Origin of the sequence: Phytohabitans rumicis (genome assembly GCF_011764445.1) — a bacterium.
GTDB lineage: Bacteria > Actinomycetota > Actinomycetes > Mycobacteriales > Micromonosporaceae > Phytohabitans > Phytohabitans rumicis.
Genome location: NZ_BLPG01000001.1, coordinates 4,167,036 through 4,185,654, shown reverse-complemented (window position 1 = coordinate 4,185,654; position 18,619 = coordinate 4,167,036). Strand labels below are relative to the sequence as shown.

The 18,619-nt window shown below is 68.6% G+C and carries 15 protein-coding genes; all 15 read left to right on the top strand.

Annotated features, from left to right (window positions below):
- Positions 1-71 precede the first annotated feature (71 nt).
- A complete protein-coding gene (locus Prum_RS49615) occupies positions 72-740 on the top strand; it encodes a type I restriction endonuclease (protein WP_218577284.1) in 669 nt (222 codons plus the stop codon).
- Positions 741-766: 26 nt separating this feature from the next.
- Positions 767-3,070: a type I restriction enzyme subunit R domain-containing protein gene (locus tag Prum_RS18500; protein WP_218577283.1), complete on the top strand. Its 2,304-nt coding sequence runs from the start codon at positions 767-769 to the stop codon at positions 3,068-3,070.
- A gap of 83 nt (positions 3,071-3,153) precedes the next feature.
- The gene (locus Prum_RS18495) at positions 3,154-4,737 is read left to right on the top strand and encodes a serine/threonine-protein kinase (protein ID WP_246277968.1); all 1,584 of its coding nucleotides are present in this window, start codon (positions 3,154-3,156) and stop codon (positions 4,735-4,737) included.
- Positions 4,738-4,934: 197 nt separating this feature from the next.
- Positions 4,935-5,486 carry a YciI family protein gene (locus Prum_RS18490; protein WP_173077680.1) on the top strand — a complete coding sequence of 184 codons (552 nt, stop codon included), beginning with the start codon at positions 4,935-4,937 and terminating at the stop codon, positions 5,484-5,486.
- 418 nt (positions 5,487-5,904) lie between these two features.
- Positions 5,905-7,128: a helix-turn-helix domain-containing protein gene (locus Prum_RS18485; protein WP_173077679.1), complete on the top strand. Its 1,224-nt coding sequence runs from the start codon at positions 5,905-5,907 to the stop codon at positions 7,126-7,128.
- A 376-nt stretch (positions 7,129-7,504) separates the two neighbouring features.
- The gene (locus Prum_RS18480; protein ID WP_173077678.1) at positions 7,505-8,392 is read left to right on the top strand and encodes an SAM-dependent methyltransferase; all 888 of its coding nucleotides are present in this window, start codon (positions 7,505-7,507) and stop codon (positions 8,390-8,392) included.
- Positions 8,382-9,017, top strand: a complete 636-nt coding sequence (locus Prum_RS18475) for a GOLPH3/VPS74 family protein (RefSeq protein ID WP_173077677.1) — start codon at positions 8,382-8,384, stop codon at positions 9,015-9,017. The genes Prum_RS18480 and Prum_RS18475 overlap by 11 nt, the downstream gene beginning before the upstream one ends.
- A 40-nt stretch (positions 9,018-9,057) precedes the next feature.
- Positions 9,058-10,611 carry an APC family permease gene (locus Prum_RS18470; RefSeq protein ID WP_173077676.1) on the top strand — a complete coding sequence of 518 codons (1,554 nt, stop codon included), beginning with the start codon at positions 9,058-9,060 and terminating at the stop codon, positions 10,609-10,611.
- Positions 10,608-11,213, top strand: a complete 606-nt coding sequence (locus Prum_RS18465; protein ID WP_173077675.1) for a GNAT family N-acetyltransferase — start codon at positions 10,608-10,610, stop codon at positions 11,211-11,213. Before Prum_RS18470 ends, Prum_RS18465 begins: the two co-directional genes overlap by 4 nt.
- Before the next feature lie 161 nt (positions 11,214-11,374).
- The gene (locus Prum_RS18460; protein WP_308785359.1) at positions 11,375-12,331 is read left to right on the top strand and encodes a helix-turn-helix domain-containing protein; all 957 of its coding nucleotides are present in this window, start codon (positions 11,375-11,377) and stop codon (positions 12,329-12,331) included.
- Between the two features lie 127 nt (positions 12,332-12,458).
- A complete protein-coding gene (locus tag Prum_RS18455; protein ID WP_173077673.1) occupies positions 12,459-13,307 on the top strand; it encodes an endonuclease/exonuclease/phosphatase family protein in 849 nt (282 codons plus the stop codon).
- A gap of 148 nt (positions 13,308-13,455) precedes the next feature.
- Positions 13,456-14,283, top strand: coding sequence for a hypothetical protein (locus tag Prum_RS18450; protein ID WP_246277967.1), 828 nt, complete (start codon positions 13,456-13,458; stop codon positions 14,281-14,283).
- The gene (locus Prum_RS18445; protein ID WP_173077672.1) at positions 14,280-17,375 is read left to right on the top strand and encodes a pyridoxal-dependent decarboxylase; all 3,096 of its coding nucleotides are present in this window, start codon (positions 14,280-14,282) and stop codon (positions 17,373-17,375) included. The genes Prum_RS18450 and Prum_RS18445 overlap by 4 nt, the downstream gene beginning before the upstream one ends.
- On the top strand, positions 17,372-17,887 hold the full coding sequence (locus tag Prum_RS18440) for a nucleotidyltransferase domain-containing protein (RefSeq protein WP_173077671.1): 516 nt from the start codon (positions 17,372-17,374) through the stop codon (positions 17,885-17,887). Before Prum_RS18445 ends, Prum_RS18440 begins: the two co-directional genes overlap by 4 nt.
- Positions 17,884-18,618 (top strand): sulfotransferase family protein, encoded by a 735-nt coding sequence (locus tag Prum_RS18435; RefSeq protein ID WP_173077670.1) that lies wholly within the window; start codon positions 17,884-17,886, stop codon positions 18,616-18,618. Before Prum_RS18440 ends, Prum_RS18435 begins: the two co-directional genes overlap by 4 nt.
- Position 18,619: the final 1 nt, after the last annotated feature.

Genomic DNA, 18,619 nt, shown 5'->3' with positions numbered 1-18,619 from the left:
ACGTAGGATTCGATACCGGTCGGCTCTTCGAGTTCATCGGCGATACCCAGGCTGCCGAGTGGGCTGGTGTGGTGGACCTCTACGCCGGCGATCCGGCCGCTGCGCAGCGGGGCTTCGTCAGGCGGCTCGATCAGGCGATCACTGCGGACGGGCTGCTCGACGTGCTGCGCAAAGGCGTGAAGGACCGCGGGGCTCGTATCCGGGTCGCGTACTTCGAGCCGTCCTTCGTGGAGTCGGATGCCATCCTCGGCGACTACCGGAAGAACCGGCTCAGCGTCGTGCGCGAGTTGGCGTACGCGACCAAGCAGGCCGATCGCGGCAACCGGCTCGACCTCACCCTGTTCCTCAACGGGATTCCGATCGCCACGGCGGAATTGAAGAATCCGCTGACCGGGTCGGGCGTGGAGCACGCCAAGGAGCAGTACCGGACCGAGCGAGACCCCACCGAGCTGATCTTCGCCCGGCGGGTGATCGCCAACTTCGCAGTTGACCCGGACCTGGTCTTCGTGACCACCCAACTGCGGGGCAAGGCGACCCGGTTCCTGCCGCTCAACACCGGCTCGGAGGGCCGGGCCGGCCGGGCGGCAAGGGCAACCCGCCCGCCACTGCCTTCGGCAAGTACGCCACCTCGTACCTGTGGGACGAGATCTGGCAGCGGGACAACTGGCTCGACATGCTGGAGCGCTTCGTCCACCTACACAAGGAGAAGGGCGCGGATGGGCGTACCCGAAAGAAGTTGATCTTCCCGCGTTATCACCAGTGGCATGTGGTGCGGAAGCTGACGGCGCACGCGGCCCGGCACGGTGCCGGGCACAACTACCTGGTCATGGCGTCGGCTGGGTCGGGGAAGTCGAACACGATCGCCTGGCTCGGGCACCGCCTGTCGTCGTTGCACACCTCGACCGATCCGGCCGACCTGGACCCGGACGCGACCGCTGCGGGGCTGAAGCCAGGCTCGCCGGTCTTCGACAAGGTCATCATCATCACCGACCGGCGGAGTCTGGACTCGCAGCTTCGCGAGACGGTCGGTAGCTTCGAGCAGACCGCCGGCCTGGTCGTGAAGATCGACGAGCAGCACGGGGCGAAGTCGGAGCAGCTCGCCCAGGCGCTTTCCCGGGAGACCGGAAAGATCGTCACGGTCACGCTGCACACCTTCCCGGCGCTGGTGGATTACCTGCGGCGCAACCCCACTGAGATTCAGGGCAGCCGATTCGCGATTCTGGTGGACGAGGCGCACTCGTCGCAAACCGGCGAAGCCGCTGGCAAGGTTCGTGAAGTGCTGCGCGACCTCGGCCTGGACGCTGACTCCGACGACGAGGGCGCGACCACCGCGACGGCCACCACCGACCTTCGGCTCAAGAGAAAGGCGAAGAGCCGGCAGCGGGCCGCGAACCTGTCGTACTTCGCGTTCACGGCGACGCCGAAAGCGAAGACCCTGGAAGAGTTCGGGACGCTCGGTGAGGACGGGAAGTACCACCCGTTCCACACGTACTCGATGCGGCAAGCCATCGAGGAGGGGTTCATTCTCGACCCGCTGCGCAACTACGTCACTTACAACACGTACTGGAAGCTGGTCAACGAGAACCCGGACGAGCGGGAGGTCGACCCGGCCAAGGCGAACCCGTTGCTGGCCCGGTATGCGCTGACCCACGACTCCACCGTCGCCCAGCATGCGCAGATCATCGTCGAGCATTTCCGGGCGCACAGCGCCGGCAGGCTCGGCGGCCGGGCCAAGTCGATGGTGGTCACGGCGTCGCGGCACAGCGCCGTACAGATGGCCCGGTCGATCAAGCGGTACCGCGACGACCGCGGTTACCACGACCTCGGCGTGCTAGTGGCGTTCTCCGGCATCCTTACCTACGACGGTGAGGAGACCACCGAGGCCAAGGAGAACGGCGGCCTGTCGGAGACGGCACTACCCAAGGCGTTCGGCTACACGCGGGCGGACGACAAGGCCACCCGGGCCGGCGGCGCAGGCCAGCCCGAATACCGGATCCTAGTCGTCGCCGAGAAGTATCAGACCGGCTTCGACCAACCGTTGCTCACCACGATGTACGTCAACAAGAAGCTGACCGGCATCTCCGCCGTGCAGACCCTGTCCCGACTCAACCGGACCATGGACCGCAAGGACCAGTCCGACCTTGCGGTGCTGGACTTCGCCAACGAGGCCGAGGACATCAAGGAGGCATTCCGCCCGTACTTCGAGGAAGCCGCCACCCTGCCATCCGACCCCAACCTGTTGTTCACCGCGCAGAGCAAGGTGATGGCCCCGGAGCTGCTCGTCGACGCGGAGATGCAGGAGTTCGCGGCGGCCTATCTGGCGGCCGAGCAGCAGGCCGCCGGGCGGGCGGCGAAGTGGGAGAAGCTGCACGCCGAGTTGTATCGGCACCTGGACCCGGCGGTGGCACGCTTCACCGACCTGCTCAACAGCGACGACGAGGAAGACCAGGCGAGCGCCGAAGCCTTCCGGGCGGACCTCAACGACTACGTCCGCAAGTACAGCTTCCTATCCGGAATCGTCCCCTACGCCGACGCCGAGTTGGAGCGCCTCTACCTGTACGGGCGGCACTTGCTCAATCGGCTGCCCCGCCGTGACGACGGCGGCGTGGACATCGGCGAGGTCGATCTGAGCCACCTGCGGGTGGAGCACACCGGTGACCACGACGTCAGCCTCGTTCCCGAGGGTGAGACCGAGCTCAAGGGGTTCGGCGACGGCACCGGCGGGGCCAGAGAGCCGGAGAAGTCGCTGTTGTCGGAGCTTATCGACCGGTTCAACGAGAAGCACGGCACCGAATTCACCGAACAGGACGTCATCACGCCGTTCAACGAGGCCCTCGAAGACCCGAAGGTGCGCCTGGCCGCCGTCGCCAACGACGAGGAGAACTTCGGCCACGTCTTCGACCCGGTCTTCGAGGACAAGATGATGGACCACTTCGACACCATGGCCACAATGGGCCGCAAGTACTTCGACCCGCAGGAGGACTTCCGTAGCTCACTCAACCGCAGCGCCCGCAGCGCCGCCTGGCGGATGATCCGCCGCCAGGAGGGCGTAGAGGACGACGCGGCCTGACCGTCCGGAAGCTCGTTCAGCCTGGACGGGGCACCGTCTACACGAGACACTGAGCCCCGGAACGGGGCAGCCGACGCGCGGGGGTGACGGTGCGGGTAGAGCCGATCGTCGGCCGGTACGAGCTGGTCGACGAGATCAGCGCCGGCGGCATGGGGCAAGTCTGGCGCGGATACGACGGTGTCCTCGACCGTGAGGTCGCCGTCAAGCTGATCCGCCCGGACGTGATCTCCACCGCCGAGCAGGCCGAGGAGTTCGCCAAGCGGTTCCGCCGCGAGGCCCGGGTCACCGCCCGCATCCAGCACCACGGCGTCCCCCAGGTCTACGATGCCGTCCTCGACCGCACCTACGACCGGGTCTACCTGGTTATGGAGTACGTGCGCGGCACCTCGCTGCGCGCCTACATCGACCCGGCCCAGCCGCTACCGATCGACTGGGCGGCGGCGATCACGGCGCAGATCTGCACTGTGCTCTCCCACGCGCACGCCATCCCGGTCGTGCACCGCGACCTGAAACCCGACAACGTGCTGGTGTCCGCCGGCGGCGAGGTCAAGGTCCTTGACTTCGGCATCGCCGCCATCCTGCGCACCGACGTCACCCGCCTCACCGCGACCGGCAGCGTCGTCGGCACCCACCATTACATGCCGCCGGAGCAGATCCAGAGCGCCCAGATCAGCCCACAAAGCGACCTGTACGCCCTTGGCTGCGTGCTGCACGAGCTCCTCGCTGGCAAGACCCTTTTCGACGGCGGTAGCGACTTCGAACTGATGCGCCAGCACGTGTACGAGGCGCCGCGTCCCCTTCGAGAGATTCGCGCCGACGTACCCGAAGCGCTTGAGTCGCTGGTCCTCGACCTCACGGCCAAACAGCCCGAACAGCGGCCTCGGGACGCGTACGACGTCTACGACCGGTTGGTGCCGTTCCTACCCGAAGCGGGCGCGCGCCCGCCCGCGGCCGGCCTTGCGCCGGCCGGTGTACCCGATCCCACGCGGCTGTACCGCCACCCCAATGCACCACGGCCCCGAACCGTGACCGGCACGCCCGACCAGCCGGCCCCGCCCCCAACTCCTTCGCCGGAGACGGCACGGGCAACGGAGCTACGCGGAGCGATCCGAGCCGCGATATCGCGCTCCGACGACCTGCTCGACGATGAGCGCTACGCCCAGGCCGCGGAAGCGCTGCATCAGGTCATCGAGCCCGCGGCAGCCGCCCTCGGCATCGAGAGCCCGCGCGTGCTCAGCCTGCGCCAGCGCCGAGCCGCGATCCTCATCATCAGCGGCGACTTCCGCGCAGCCCTGCCCGAGTTCGACGCCCTGTACGCGGCTTTCACCCGGACCGGCGGCCCCACCAGCAACGATGCACTCGAATGCCTGCGCCAGGCGGCGCACTGCCGCGCCGGGCTGGGACAGGCCACCATCGCGCTACGGCAGTTCCGGCAGGTCCTCACCCAGGTCCGCGCCCGCGACGGCGACGTCTCCACCGAGGCGGTGGACCTACGCCGCAACATCGCGATACTGCTGCTCGCCGAGGGCTACACGGAAGAGGCGGTCGCCGAACTGATACCGCTGCACGAAGACCTCCTCGTGCTGCACGGCCCGGACCACGAGGAGACCCGGGAAATCGCGGACATCCTCACCCGGTTGCGGGCTTCCGGTGATCAAGAAGGTTGACCGGCTGAAGGGCATACGGCTGGCGGGCGCCACAGCGGCGCGGCCAGCGCCACGGCGACCCGCGCGTGGCCCAGGCATTCGCCGTCGAACGCAAAGCCATCGGCCGCGTGCCCCGACTCCGCAACCGGTAGCAGGCAACGTGACCGGGTGGGTCACCCACCTGCGTACGGTCCCGGCGTGGAGGTAAAGATTTGGGTATGGAGTTCTTCTGCTTCCACCGCGACCGGCGCGACTCTGTGGCGCTGCGCAACGAGCTGCTGGAAGAGCACTGGTCCTACATGGACCGATACGCGGCGCAGATGATCGCCCGTGGCCCGACCTTCGCCGACGAAGGTGACGCACCCACCGGCAGCGTGCACATCATCGACCTACCAGATCCCGCCGCCGCTCGGGCATTCGCCTTCGAGGAGCCCAACTACCAGGCCGGCGTGTACCGGGACGTGCTGCTGCGCAGGTGGCGCAACATGCTAGGCCGCACCATGTGGGACTTCGCCGGAGGCCGGACCGGTGGCAACCGGTACCTGGTGCTGGGCCTGGGTGCGGGGCAGGCCGCCGACCTCGTCGTGCCGACCGACCGCGATGACCTGATCGCGTACGGGCCGCTGCTGTCCGACGACGGCGCCACCTGGCTAGGTACGGCGGTGCTGGTCCGGGCGTCAGACCTGGACACGGCGCGCGCCGTCCTGACCCCGAACCGGTACGCCGACATCGAGGTGCATGACTGGGCGTATGGGGGGCGGCCTTCATGACCCGAGGATCGACGAGACAGTGCGGCTGGGCGGACCAGGTCGGCCCGCGGGCGTTGAGGCTCCATCTCCGGCACATACGAGACTTAGCGACGACCGCTTAGCTAGCCCGTATGACCAGGCACAACGCCAGATTGTCCGTTATGCCTTGGCTGGCGAATACCGAGAATGTATGAAGTGCTGAGTTCGGAGAGCGCTTTCCCGGATGTCTGGGCAGTGCTAGTCGTTGTGACGTCGTCCGACGTCGCGTCGCGACGTATGGCAAGGGCTGGTAGGTGCCCGATCGAGAGGCGGACATCCAGCGGGATACGGCCGGATCGGCGTGCCCGGCGGGTGATTGCCCTGGGGCGGCTGGCTGGCGGGCATGATTTCCTGCACGTACGGTCGTAGATGCCACCGTTGACCTCGCCAGGAGGCTCCGATGCAGGCCCATGACGACACGCCGAACCTGACCACGGGGCAGCGGATCAAGCTGTACCGGGAACGCGCTGGGAAGACCAGGGCTGTGCTCGGTGGCCTGGTCGGTCGCTCGGCCGAGTGGGTGAAGGCGGTCGAGACAGGTCGGATCCTGCCGCCGCGGCTGCCGATGCTGACCCAGATCGCCCGCGCGCTGAAGGTCAACGTGCGCGAGTTGACGGAAGAGGATCACGGCCACGCCGATCTGGTGTCGGGGCCTGGGCACGCGGGCCTGCCAGCGGTGCGGGAGGCGCTGAATCGCTGGCCGATGTCGGTGAGCGAGGAGCCTCAACCGCTCGAACATATTCGGGCTCGGCTGGCCACGGCGTGGCGTGCCCGGCATGCCGCGCCGGATCATCGCACCGTTGTCGGCGCGTTGCTGCCGGATCTGATCCGGGATGCGCAGGTCGCGACGCGCGCCTACCAGGGGGATGCCCAGAACCGGGCACACGCAGTGCTCGCGGAGACGCTCGGCCTCACTCAGATGTTCCTGGCCTACCAGTCGGGGGCGGCGGACCTGCTCTGGCGGGTGGTCGACAGGGCTGTTCTGGCGGCGCAGGAGTCAGGTGATCCGGCGGCGCTGGCGGGGGCGGTGTGGTTCGCGGCGCAGGCGCACCGTGACGCGGGTGACTGGGACACCGCGATGGCCGTCAACCTGGATGCTCTGACCGCGGTGGAGCCTCAGTTGGAAGACGCGGATGACGAGCTGTTGGCCCTGTACGGCGCCTTGCAGTTCGAGGCTGCATACACCGCGGCCCGCGCCGGTGAGGCCGGCCGTGCTTGGCGGTACTGGGATGCCGCGGATGCGGTATCGCGTCGGCTTCCGGAGGGCTTCTATCAGCGCTGGACGTCGTTCAGCCGGGTGATCATGGGGGCGCATGCGGTGACCGTCGAGGTGGAGCTGCGCAAGGGCGGCAGCGCATTGCAGACCGCGGACCGTACTCCTGCGGCGTTGATCCCGTCCCGGCCGCGTCGTGCCCGTCATTTGATCGAGGTCGCTCGTGGTCATTACCTCAAGCGCGACCATCAGGCGACGGTGGGCACGCTGCGTGAGGCGTACGAGACGGCGCCGGAGACAATCCGTTACAACGGCTATGCCCGGAAGATCACAGCCGAGCTGTTGGAGGGGCCGCCGTCGCTGCGCCGGGAGGCGAACGATCTCGCGGTGAAGGTCGGCCTTCTGGGGTAGGGGGTAGGAACCGTACCTGTCCGCTGCCGGAAGTAGCCCTACGGTCCGTTCTCAGATCGGCACGCAACGTTCGCCGGTCGCTGGCCGGTGCAACGGTCATGCGCGGACATCCTTTCCAGGTGTCGCACCCGGCCGCATGACTGTCCCCGCATCGGCCAGGGGTGCGGAACTGTTCCCGTCGGCAGCCTCGAATGAGGTCTGCCCTGGGCTGTAGCGCTGCGCCCGCTAGGACTGGTCCGGCGGCTCATCACCATTGCCCCCACCGGAGGTGGGCTGCCGGACCCCGAATACTCGGGGAGGCAGCGGTGGACATCCAACTCCAGCTATCGGCGCGCAAGGACGCCGCGTCGCGCTGGTCGGCTGCGGTGGTTCGGTCATGACCTGGCCGGAAAGCGTTGTACCCGGCTGCGACGGAATCCAGGAGCCCGTCCCGTCGCGGGTATACGCGGCGCTACTTGGCGACGCACATACGTTCGCTCCGGACCGGGCCATGGCCGCCGATCTGCTTGCCGCCGAGCCTGAGGCCAGGTACTGGGCACGAGCCAATCGCGCGTTCCTGGGCCGCGCGGTTCGGTACGCCCTCGATGCAGGCGCGCGCCAGATCCTCGACATCGGCTGCGGGCTACCCGCGACCAGGGGCAGCCTCCATGAGATCGCGTGGCGAGTCGACTCGCGGACCCGCATCGGGTACGTGGACATCGACCCGGTAGCGGTGGCGCACGCCCGCCAGCTCCTTGAGGAGCACAACCGGGTGGTTGCGGTTGTCGGCGACCTGCGAGACCCCGACACGGTCGTGGGGCATCCGGAGCTGGCGGCGTTACTGGATTGGACCCAGCCAATCGCCGTCATCCTGGGCGCGGTGCTGCACTTCGTGTCCAATTCGGACGACCCGACCTCGATCCTGGCCCGGCTGCGGGACTCGGTCCCGGACGGCTCGTGGCTGGTGATCTCCCACGCATCGGCCCCCAGCGCGATGACGCCGGAGCAGGTACGGGCGGTGCGGGAGTACAGCGAGCGGACGGCTCCATTGACGTTGCGGTCCCGCCAGCAGGTGACGGAGTTGCTCGACGTCTGGGGTGAGGTGGTCGAGCCGGGCGTGTGCGGCGTGGCGTTCTGGCGTCCTGAGCCCGGTGAGCTGGATGGTCCGGCCGAGGTGGAGAGGGCGGCGCGGATTCCCGGCTGGGCTGGCGTCGCCGTCAAGGGCGCCGGCGCGGCTGACTCGGTTCTGTCCGGTGTGGACGTGGGTGGGCGCGATGTTGGCTGACGACTTCTTCCGGCTCGCCCACGACGACACGTCCGGCGAGCTTCGCGTTCACGCGCAGGCGGCGGGTTGGGGGTTGGCCGCGGCGTTGCTCGGTGAGTTGTTGTACGCGGGTCGGATCCGCATCACTGACAGCCTCGTGCATGTCGCACATCCAGCCGTGCCACCGGCGGATGCGGTCGCCCATGGCATCTTCGACCAGATTGTGGCGGAGCGGACCCGGCACACGGTGCGGACCTGGCTGACGTTCCTGTCCGACGACGGCTACGAGCAGGTGGCGACTCGGCTGGTCCGGGAGGGGCACGCGCGCAGGAAGGCGTCCCGGTTCCTGTTCGTGACCTGGTCCACGACGTACGTGCCGGTGGACATGAAGACCGCGGCATGGCCGGTCGTGCGTCTGGCGATGGGGTTGCGGCAGCGGACCCCGCTGGACGAGCACGACGTGTTCCTGGCCGGGCTGGCTGAGGCGACCGGGTTGGACGAGTACCTGATCCGGGACGCGGATCACCGTGATTGGGCGCGCGGCTATCTGCGGCATCTGCTCAGCACGGTGGCCGCGCCCGCCGCCGAATTGCTCGCGCACACCCGGGCTGCGGTCGGCAACGCGCTGGTCGCCCACCACACCTGACCCTGCACCCCTTTACCGCCTGCCTTCGCTGGAGTCCTCTATGGTCCTGACCGATCCTGTGCGACCACGCCGGGTCAGTAACGTGTCCACCGCTTTGGCCCGTAACCGACTTGGTGTGCCGGCGGTGGTGTTCTTCGTGATGGCCGCCGCCGCCCCGCTCACCGTGGTGGCGGGTTCGGCGACGACCGGGTTCGCGGTGACCGAGTTCATCGGAATCGCGGTCGCCTATCTGGCGGTCGCGGTGATCCTGGCGGTGTTCGCGGTCGGCTATATCGCCATGTCCCGCCGGGTCGTCAACGCCGGCGCGTTTTATACGTACGTCGCCCACGGCCTCGGCCGGATACCGGGGGTGGGAGCCGCGTTCGTCGCGGTGGTCGCGTACAACGCCATGCAGATCTCGATCTATGGGGCCTTCGGTGTCGTGGCCGCCGCCGTGCTGGAGGCGACGTGCGGCTGGCAGGTGGCCTGGTGGGTGTGCGCCCTCGCGGCGTGGCTGCTGGTCGCGGTTTTGGGTGTGCGGCGGGTCGACCTCAACGGCTACGTCCTGGGCGTGCTGCTGGTGGCAGAGATCGCCGTCGCAGTCGTGTTCGATGTCGTCCTGCTGACCCACCCGGCGGACGGGCAGGTCAGCTTCGCCGCGCTCGCACCTGGCCTGCTGCTGTCGGCTGGGGCGGTGGCGCTGCTCGTCGGAGGGATCGCCGGGTTCGCCGGGTTCGAGATGACCGCCGTGTTCTCCGAGGAGGCCAGGGATCCACAGCGGACGGTGCCCAGGGCTACCTACCTGGCCATCGGCATCATCGGCGTGCTGTACGGCCTGTCCGCCTGGGCGATGACCGTCGCCACCGGCCCCGACCGGATCGTGCAAGCCGCCCAAGAGCAGGGCACGGAGCTGTTCTTCAACCTCGCCGCCCCACACGTCCCCGCCGCAGTCATCGACGTCGGGCACCTGCTGTTCCTGACCTCCCTGTTCGCGGCGCTGCTGGCCTTTCACAACACCGTCTCCCGCTACCTGTTCGCGCTCGGCCGCGAACAAGTACTGCCCGGCCGGCTGGGACGCACCAGCCGCCGCACCGGCGCCCCGAAACTCGGCTCCTTCCTGCAGTCCGTCACCGCCGTGGCCGTGTTGATCCTTTATGCGGCGGCCGGGTGGGATCCGATTACCCACCTGTTCTTCTGGGGTGGGATCGGCGGCGGGCTCGGCATCCTCATCCTGATGGCGGCGACGTCGATCGCCGTGGTCGGCTTCTTCGCCCGCCACCGGCACGGCGAGCCGGTGTTGCGGCGGCTGATCGCCCCGATCCTCGCCGCACTCATCCTCACCGCGACCCTCGTGGTCACCGTGGCCGAGTTCGCGGAACTGCTCAACATCCCGAACTCCTCGCCGGTGCGGTGGGCGTTCCCCGCCGCCTACGCCACCGCCGCGGTCCTCGGCGTCGGGTGGGCGCTCATCCTGCGCACCGCCCGGCGCAGCGTGTACGCCGCCATCGGCTTGGGCGCCGACAGTTCCACCGCCGCCATCCGTCTCAGCCCTACCGGCGTCGCCCAACCCGACCTGACCCTCGACCCCGCGTTCACGAAGGCGAGCCCGCGATGACCCACCACGAACAGGTCGTGACGATCCGCCTGGCCACCGCCGCCGACACCGACCGCATCACCAGCATGCTGGTGGAGGCGTTCCTCGACACCCCGGACGGGCGGTGGCTGGTCCCGGACCGGGACGAGCGCCATCAGGTGTACCAGCGCTTCTGCACAGCGCTGGTCGGCTACACCCTCGCCCACGGCTACATCGAGGTCACCGACAATCTGGACGCCGCCGCGGTCTGGTTCGACCACGCCTACACCCCGCCGGACCTGGCCGAATACGACAGGCTCCGCACCACCGCGTGCGGCGAACACGCGGCTCGGTTCCGGCTGCTGGACGACACGTTCGCTCAACATCACCCGCAGCAGCCGCACCACTACCTGGCCTGGCTCGGCGTACACCCAGACTCGCAATGCACCGGCTTGGGCAGCGCCCTGCTGTCCCACCGCAGCCAGCAACTCGACGCCGCCGGTCTACCCGCCTACCTGGTCGCCACCTCCTCCGGCGCCCGAGACCTGTACGCCCGCCACGGCTACGCCCTGCCGCAGGCACCGTTCTTCCTGCCCGAGAGCGGACCTCCGATGTGGTCGATGTGGCGGCAACCGACCCGATAGCCGCCGCTCCCGCAGGCCCCGCCCAGCCGACACCCCCCAGTCGCTGGAGCGGACAAGGGCCGGAGGGCGAACGACGGTAGGCGACCCCGCCCGTTTGGCCTCCCGAATGGGCAGGGCCGCCGACATAAACCCGCACCGTGTTCACCCTCCGGCCCACCCCAATGACCTCACCCAGACCGATATCGCACCCGCAACCCGCCCGGAAGGCAACGGCGACAATGCCAACATCACGACCGCGGTTCATCCGTACGCTCCGTGCACGATGGCTTGGCCACTGCATGCGCCAGATCCGGGAAGAGCGCGGCCTCACCCTCAAGGACGTGGCCGCCGAGATCGGCATCGAGTTCTCCACGCTGGCCCGCCTCGAACGCGCCGAATGGCCGTTCCGTCGGGACCAGTACGTCGAGCCGCTCTTGGATGTGTACGGGATCTACGACCAGACCACCCGCGACGATCTGCTCCAGTTGGCCTGCCGAGCGTGGCAGATCCACCAGTGGCACCTGGACCCAATTTCCGACGCGCACCCGACGCCCCGCGATAGCTCGATCCGGCACCAGCCGCCGCTGGACTGGATCTACGCACAGGCCGAGCAGATCTGCCCCTACGCCGCCCTCACCATCCCAGACCTGCTGCAAACCAACGACTACACCTACGCCTCGCTGCGGTCCGCAGCCCCGGACGCCGACGACAGCAGCATTGAGGCGCAGGTGCATCAGCGGATGCGCTTACAGGACATCCTCGTGGGCAGTCCACCGCCCAGGTTATGCGCCATCCTCGACGAGCAGGTGCTGCACCGCCCGGCTGGCGGAGTCGAGATTCTCGCCGCCCAGCTCGACCACCTACGGCACCTCACCGACCGCCCGGACCGGAACATCGAGATCCGGATCCTGCCCACGCAAGCAAGCCAAGCCGCGGGTATCGATGGCCCCTTTGTCGCGCTGCGAATGTCCCAGGGACACCCGCCCGTCACCATCGTCCCGCACCTCGGCGGCCACCTCGTCATCGAGGCAACGCTGGCCCAGCAATACGACCATCTACACGAACGGCTGACGGCCGACGCGTTGAGCCCGTCCGAGTCCCTGACCCTCGTCGAGACGCGCGCCAAGGAGCTGGCATGACGCGGGCATCAAGGGCTCCCCGCCTCGCCGCAGGCGACAACCCAGTCGCCGGACGGACCGCCCGGCCGCATGTGGCTACGGCTCACCACCAGGACCGGGTCGCACGGGCGCGGACGGGGATAGCGCCGTGATCACGTTTATGACGTACAACACGCGGGATTACGACCGCCACCGCACCGCCGACGAGCTGACCCGGCACCGGCTGGTCGAGGCGGTAATCCGGGACGCCAAACCGGACGTGGTCGCGGTCCAGGAGCTGCCGGGGCACAGCGAGCAGCGCGCCCAGGCTGCAATACTGCGGCTCGCCGACGCCACCGGGATGGCGTGCCGTGTCGGTCAGGATCTCAACGGGCCGGTCGCCGCCGCACCCGGCGGGCACGACGACCTCGCCGTCGGGCTGATGTGGCGACCTGGCATCTGGGCCACCCCCGGCAGCATGCGCGTGTACTCCGGTGCTGGCTGGTGGCACGCACTGATCTGCGTCGAGTTGAACGTCGGCGACGGGCACCGGGTCCGGCATGCCTGCTATCACGCACCGCCCCGCGCCGGTGGCCTGTGCCGCCCCGACGAGGCCACCCACCTGGTGGGCGCGATGACCACCGGGCCGGGGTTGGTGGGTGGGGACTGGAACAACCCGTACTACTTCCGGGACCGTGAGGGGCGGGAGCTGGCGTGGCCGCAGCCCTGGTGGGACACAGGCGAGGGAGCAGACCTCGCGGTAGCCAACCGGGCCGCCGCTCGCATCCTCGCCGACGGCGGCCTGCACGACGCCGCCGTCGTACTTGGACACTCGCGGCCGATCACGACCGGGCACTGGCCCACGGAGAGCAACGGCGCCAGGCCCATCGACGGCGTCCTCGCCACCCGCCGCATGCTCGACGCCGTCCGCGAATGCGTCGTCATCGACAACGGGCAAGCCCGCAGCGCATCAGATCACCTGCCAATCGCCGTCCGTTATGAACCCGCGGCACCATAAGCGCCGGCCAGCCTGCACGCAGCAGCGCCCTCGGGCTGAGCGGAGGTGACTGCGGGTAATGCGGGAAGCGCGGAGAGGAAGGTGCCGCTACGCTCGTTCGCTTGACCGAGTTGTCGCTACACGCCGATGTAGACCGTGGAAGAGGCTGATGGACAGCGCGCGATCAATTGAGCCGCAGGACGGGCCATCCGGTCCGATGTTCCGGATCGCCTTCCTGTTCCACTCCGATCTCGACCTTCTCAAGACGACGCTGCCGCGGTGCCTCGAAGCGCTGACCAACGGGACGTCCCAATCGTTCGAGGTGGTCCTACGAGCTGACGGGACTCCCCAAGACGTCGCCGAACAGCTTCCGGCACTGCTGGATGCGTGGGGCGTCGACGAGCTGCAACTTCGTCGGCGCCACCGGCATGTGGCGAGCGGAGATCCCTCGAACAACGGCCACCGTCGCTTCTTCACACCGCGGGCACCGTATCTGATCGTCATCGAGGGAGACGTGGTCATGTACCGGTCCGAGCGATCGTTCGACGTCTTGACCGAATGTCGGGAGTTGTTCGAGCGGCATCCGCAGGTTCCGGTGCTGTCCAAGGTGAACGACTACGACCAGTGGTCGTGGAAGCTGGCCGACGAAGGTCCAGCGGTCGAATCTGGGGTGCGGTCGGTCAACCGGTTGTCGGCGCATTTCATCGCGTACGACGTGGCGCGCTTCGTCCCCGTTGCAGAACGGTTCGGGGCGTGGGATCTGGACGTGTTCATCGACCGCCCGGACCTGAGTTACAACTGGGAAGACCTTGTGTCCCACGTCGGCACGACAGGAGGCCGGCAGATCGCGTTTCCCGAGGCATGGCCGCTGGACGTGTTCCACTGTGACCGCAAGGTCGCAGCCGGCTCGATGTACCACACCCAGGAGCCGGACGTGAAGGCCGAGATCCTGGCCGAGTTGGAGCAGCGGTATCGACCGGCGGGAGTACCGGCGTGACCGCGACAACCTCGGCGGCAGCCGATGCCGCCACGCAGCGGGCGGGTCGGGTATCGGCATGGCGGGCGACATTGTCGTCGGCGGGCGCGCTGTCCTGGCGGTTCGCCGACCGGTACGCGGTCGTACTGGCTCAGCTCGAACGGGACGCCCCGCCCAAGACGGTCGAGGCGGCACTCGCCACAGCCGTGCACGACCCGGGCGCCGCGGTGGCGCTGCTTGCTGGAACGCCTCGCCCGCCAGCACAGGAAACCCAGGGTGGCAGCAATCCGGCGGTCGGTGGTGCCGGACCGGTTGTCAGCCTGGTCCGGGACCTCGTCGCGCGCCATCCGGACGTCACCAGGTTCGTCGAGGCTCAGCCGCGCCTGGAGCAGACCGCCGTCCCCATCCACCCGTCCCGGCAGGCGCATCTGGTTCGCGCCGCCAGCCACGAACTGGTCGCGCTGAGGTGGCCGGCCGAGTCGGTCGCGGCGCGGTCCCGGCACCAGAGCCGGATCAAGCCGGCGTTGTCCGCCGCGTCGCGAGCCGCCCCGCTCAGTATCAAGGCGCACGACGAGTACGCGGTGGTCGACGTGCCCGACGGCGACCCGTGGGTCTTCGCGCCCAACCTTGGTCGCACGTTGGAGGACCGATTGCGCTCGCGGGACCTCGACGCCACTCAACGCTCGGCGCTCGTGGAATCGCTCGCCGCGCTGAGAGCAGCGATGACCGACCAGGGTCTCGTGTGGCAGGGCTTCGCGCCCCGGAACATGTTCCTGCGTGGTGGTCAGGTCGTGCTCATCGATTTCGAGGAGTCCGTCGACGCCAGCCAGGATCCGGCGCGGGCCGCGGAGTGTCTACTGTGGCACCGGGTCTTCTTCGCCGACTGCCTCACCGCAGAGGAGACCGTGCGGCTCTTCGCACCTGTCGACGGCGGGCCCGACGTGCCGGACGACTACCCGATGCCTGCGGACGACTTCGAACGGGCGCTGCTCGGCGTCGACATGGTGACCTGGCGCCAACGCAGAGAGCTGCTGGAGGCCAGCGTCGCACTCGAAGGCCGGCACACCCGTCCGACCCGCGATCGGGACAGTGGCGTCCTGCACGGGCATGAGCTGGGCCACTTCTGGGGCGACTTCATCCCGGTCGAGCTGGAAGTACGGCTGTTCCGCCACCTGACCGCGGTCGCTGAGCCCGCACAGCTCGTCGCCTGTCTGGAGGCGTTCGAGGCCGCCATGGAAGCCGACATCTGCCGCAGCCTTCGCCGACACGCCAGCGGCATGCCTGACCCGTCCGCCCCCAGGACCGCCGCACTCGTGGAGGCTCTCGACGCTATTGGCGTAGAGCGCCTTGCGGCCCACCGGATGGAGGCCGAGCACTGGTACCAGCGCCTCACCACCGATCCGGGCCGGCTCGTCGACGAGCTGTTGTACAGCGCCGGGACCGCGATCGGCGGGCTCGATCGCGAGTTGCTGGACACTTACCTCGTCGGAAGCGGCGCGGCGCGGAAGGGGCACGAGGAGTCCCTGGCTGCTGCCACCCGCATCGGCTTGGACTTCGTCCACCGCGCTGACGACGGTGAGCCTTACCTGCGGTACCGTTCACCGACAGATCTGGCCTCCTTGCTCGACCGGCCGCTGCCGTCGGAAGGCTCCGACCTGGACGCGGTCCTGGCGGATCTGGAAGCCAAGATCGTGCCGTACTCGGTGTCGCAGTCCCACCCGAGATATCTCGCCTTCCCGGATTCGGGCAATGCCATCGCGGCGATGGCCGGCGGTCTGCTCGGGCGGCTGCTCAACCAGAACCTGATCGCGGTCGACCGCAGCGCGCCCGCGGCGACCTTCGTCGAGATCCAGGTCATCGAGTGGCTCCGTGACCTGGTGGGCTACGAGTCCGCGCCGTTGACGGACCTGCGCGGGGTCAAGGACGTCGCCGGCCTGTGGGCGACGGGCGGGCACCTGTCCAACCACCTCGCGATACTGGTGGCGCTTGGCCGGCGGTTCCCGGAGGTACGGCGGCACGGTCTGCCGGCCATGGGCACCCGGCCGACCGTCGTCATGGCCGGTCCGATCGCCCACTACTCCCACAGCGACGCCGCGTTCCACCTCGGTCTGGGCTGGGACGGCATCGTCAACGTCGGTGCCCGATCCGGGTACACGACGGATCCGGCGGCCGTCGAGGCGGCCCTAGCGGATCCGCCGGCCGGGACGACTCCGTTCATGGTCGTCGGAGTCGCCGGGAACTGTCGCACCACCGGCCTGGATGACCTCGCAACGCTCGCCGAGATCTGCCGCCGCCACGGTGTCTGGTTCCATGTCGACGCCTGCCACGGCGGCAGCCTCATCTTCAGCGAACGGCTGCGCCGCCGGCACCTGGCCGGCATCGAACATGCCGACTCCGTGTCGCTCGATCCGCACAAGGGCCTGTTCACGCCGTATCCGTCCTCGTATGTGCTGTTTCGGCAGCGCGGGGTCCTCACCCAGTTCAGCCGCCATGAGACGGCCGTGATGGCGGACGACTGCTGGGACCTCGGGCTGATCACACCGTTCCTCGGCTCCCGCGGGTTCGAGAGCCTGGCGACCTGGACACTGCTGCGCCACGTCGGTGTGCGGCGGCTGGGCGATCTGGTGGAGAGCCGCCAGGCGCACGTCCGCTACCTCGAGCGACGCATCGACGAGACCGGGCTGTTCATCTCCCTCAACGACGTCGACTTCTACCGCCTCGCGTTCGTCCTCTGCCCACCCACGATCCGGCAGGCGATACGTGCCCTTCCTCCGGAGCGCAGACGTCATGCGGCCCGAGTCGTCAGCCAGTACACGTCGCGGCTGAACGCGATGCTGTACCAGTCGGGTGAGGTCTGCTTCGACGAACACACACTCGCCGATCTCGCTGACCGAATCGGGGCCGGCGCGGATATCAGCTACACGATCATGGCCGCGTGTCCCGGAAACCCGCTGATCACCCAAGCCGACCTGGACCGCGCTGTCGAGTACCTCACGCACGCTGCGAGGCCCCTTGTACCGGCCATGCTCGCCGACATCACCGGCGCCAGACCCGCCGGCGGCACAGGTCGGCCGACGGTCGCGGGGCCGGCCGGCTGGAGCGACGTGCCATGAACGCCGACATGATCGCCTCCTTCCTCGACGAACACCTCGGTAGTGACCTGGTCGCCGCGTTCATCTACGGCTCGGTGGCCTCCGGTCGGGCCGGCCCGGCCAGCGACCTCGACTGCTTCGTTCTAGTCAGGAAGCCGCTCGCGAGCGCCGACCTGGAGACGGTCAAGACCGATTTCGGGGTACTTCAACGCCGTCTCGGCTACGAACCCGACCTCGAGTACCCGATCGAGTTGTTCACCGCCGATGTCTGCCACGCCGCGCTGGGCAGCGACCTGCTCCACCACGTCCTAAGCGATGCGGCCGCCACCGGTCACATCGACCCGCACCTAGCCGAGCACGACAACGTCGAGGTGCTCCGGGCGTTGCTGGACCGCCGGATCGTCATCCGGCATGCGCCCGCGCTCGACTTGCTCACCGCGCGGGCGCACGACGTGCTGGGCCAGCACCCGGCGCCGCCGGGACAGTTGCGTCGCATACTCGGGCTGGATAGAGAGCAGCCGATTCGGCTATGAAGGCTCTGGTGGAGCGGCTGGTTGCGTCACCGGTGTTCATTCTGAGTTCGATCCGTTCCGGGTCGACGCTGCTGCGCTGTGTGCTCGACACTCATTCCCGCATCCATGCTCCTCACGAGCTGCACTTGGTGGACTTGACGGTGGGGATGGATAGCCGGTTCGCGCGGCTTGCCATGCAGGTAGCGCAGCTTGATGAGCGCAAGCTGGAGCACCTGCTGTGGGACCGGCTGCTGCACCGGGAGCTGATCCGCTCAGGCAAGCAGTTGGTGGTCGACAAGACGCCGACGAATGTGTTGCGGTGGCGCCGCGTTGCCGAGTGCTGGCCGGAAGCCCGCTACATCTTCCTGCTCCGCCACCCGGTACACGTGGTGGAGTCCGCGATCGCGGCCCGCCCCCATGCGACACCCACCGAATCAACGGAGCTCGTCGAGCTGTTCCTGACGCACCTCGGCGAGGCGCGGCGGGCGCTTACCGGCCTCACGGTCCGGTACGAGGACTTCACCGCTCACCCGGAGCGGGTGAGCCGGGAGCTGTGCGAGTACCTCGATGTGCCGTGGGAGGCTGGCATGGTCGAGTACGGCAAGCGCGACCACGGCCCGTTCCTGTCCGGCATCGGGGACTTCACCGACCGGATCCGGGCCGGCCGGGTTCTGCCCGGCCGGCCGCTGCCCACGGACGCCGAGATACCCGAGGGTCTGCGGCCGTTGTGCCGCACCCTCGGGTATCTGTGAC

What these genes read in the sequence shown, in the direction of transcription:
- Prum_RS18490 (WP_173077680.1), top strand. Translation starts at nt 4,935, where the DNA reads ATGGAGTTCTTCTGCTTCCACCGCGACCGGCGCGACTCTGTGGCGCTG.
- Prum_RS18485 (WP_173077679.1), top strand. Translation starts at nt 5,905, where the DNA reads ATGCAGGCCCATGACGACACGCCGAACCTGACCACGGGGCAGCGGATC.
- Prum_RS18480 (WP_173077678.1), top strand. Translation starts at nt 7,505, where the DNA reads ATGACCTGGCCGGAAAGCGTTGTACCCGGCTGCGACGGAATCCAGGAG.
- Prum_RS18475 (WP_173077677.1), top strand. Translation starts at nt 8,382, where the DNA reads ATGTTGGCTGACGACTTCTTCCGGCTCGCCCACGACGACACGTCCGGC.
- Prum_RS18470 (WP_173077676.1), top strand. Translation starts at nt 9,058, where the DNA reads ATGGTCCTGACCGATCCTGTGCGACCACGCCGGGTCAGTAACGTGTCC.
- Prum_RS18465 (WP_173077675.1), top strand. Translation starts at nt 10,608, where the DNA reads ATGACCCACCACGAACAGGTCGTGACGATCCGCCTGGCCACCGCCGCC.
- Prum_RS18460 (WP_308785359.1), top strand. Translation starts at nt 11,375, where the DNA reads ATGACCTCACCCAGACCGATATCGCACCCGCAACCCGCCCGGAAGGCA.
- Prum_RS18450 (WP_246277967.1), top strand. Translation starts at nt 13,456, where the DNA reads ATGGACAGCGCGCGATCAATTGAGCCGCAGGACGGGCCATCCGGTCCG.
- Prum_RS18440 (WP_173077671.1), top strand. Translation starts at nt 17,372, where the DNA reads ATGAACGCCGACATGATCGCCTCCTTCCTCGACGAACACCTCGGTAGT.
- Prum_RS18435 (WP_173077670.1), top strand. Translation starts at nt 17,884, where the DNA reads ATGAAGGCTCTGGTGGAGCGGCTGGTTGCGTCACCGGTGTTCATTCTG.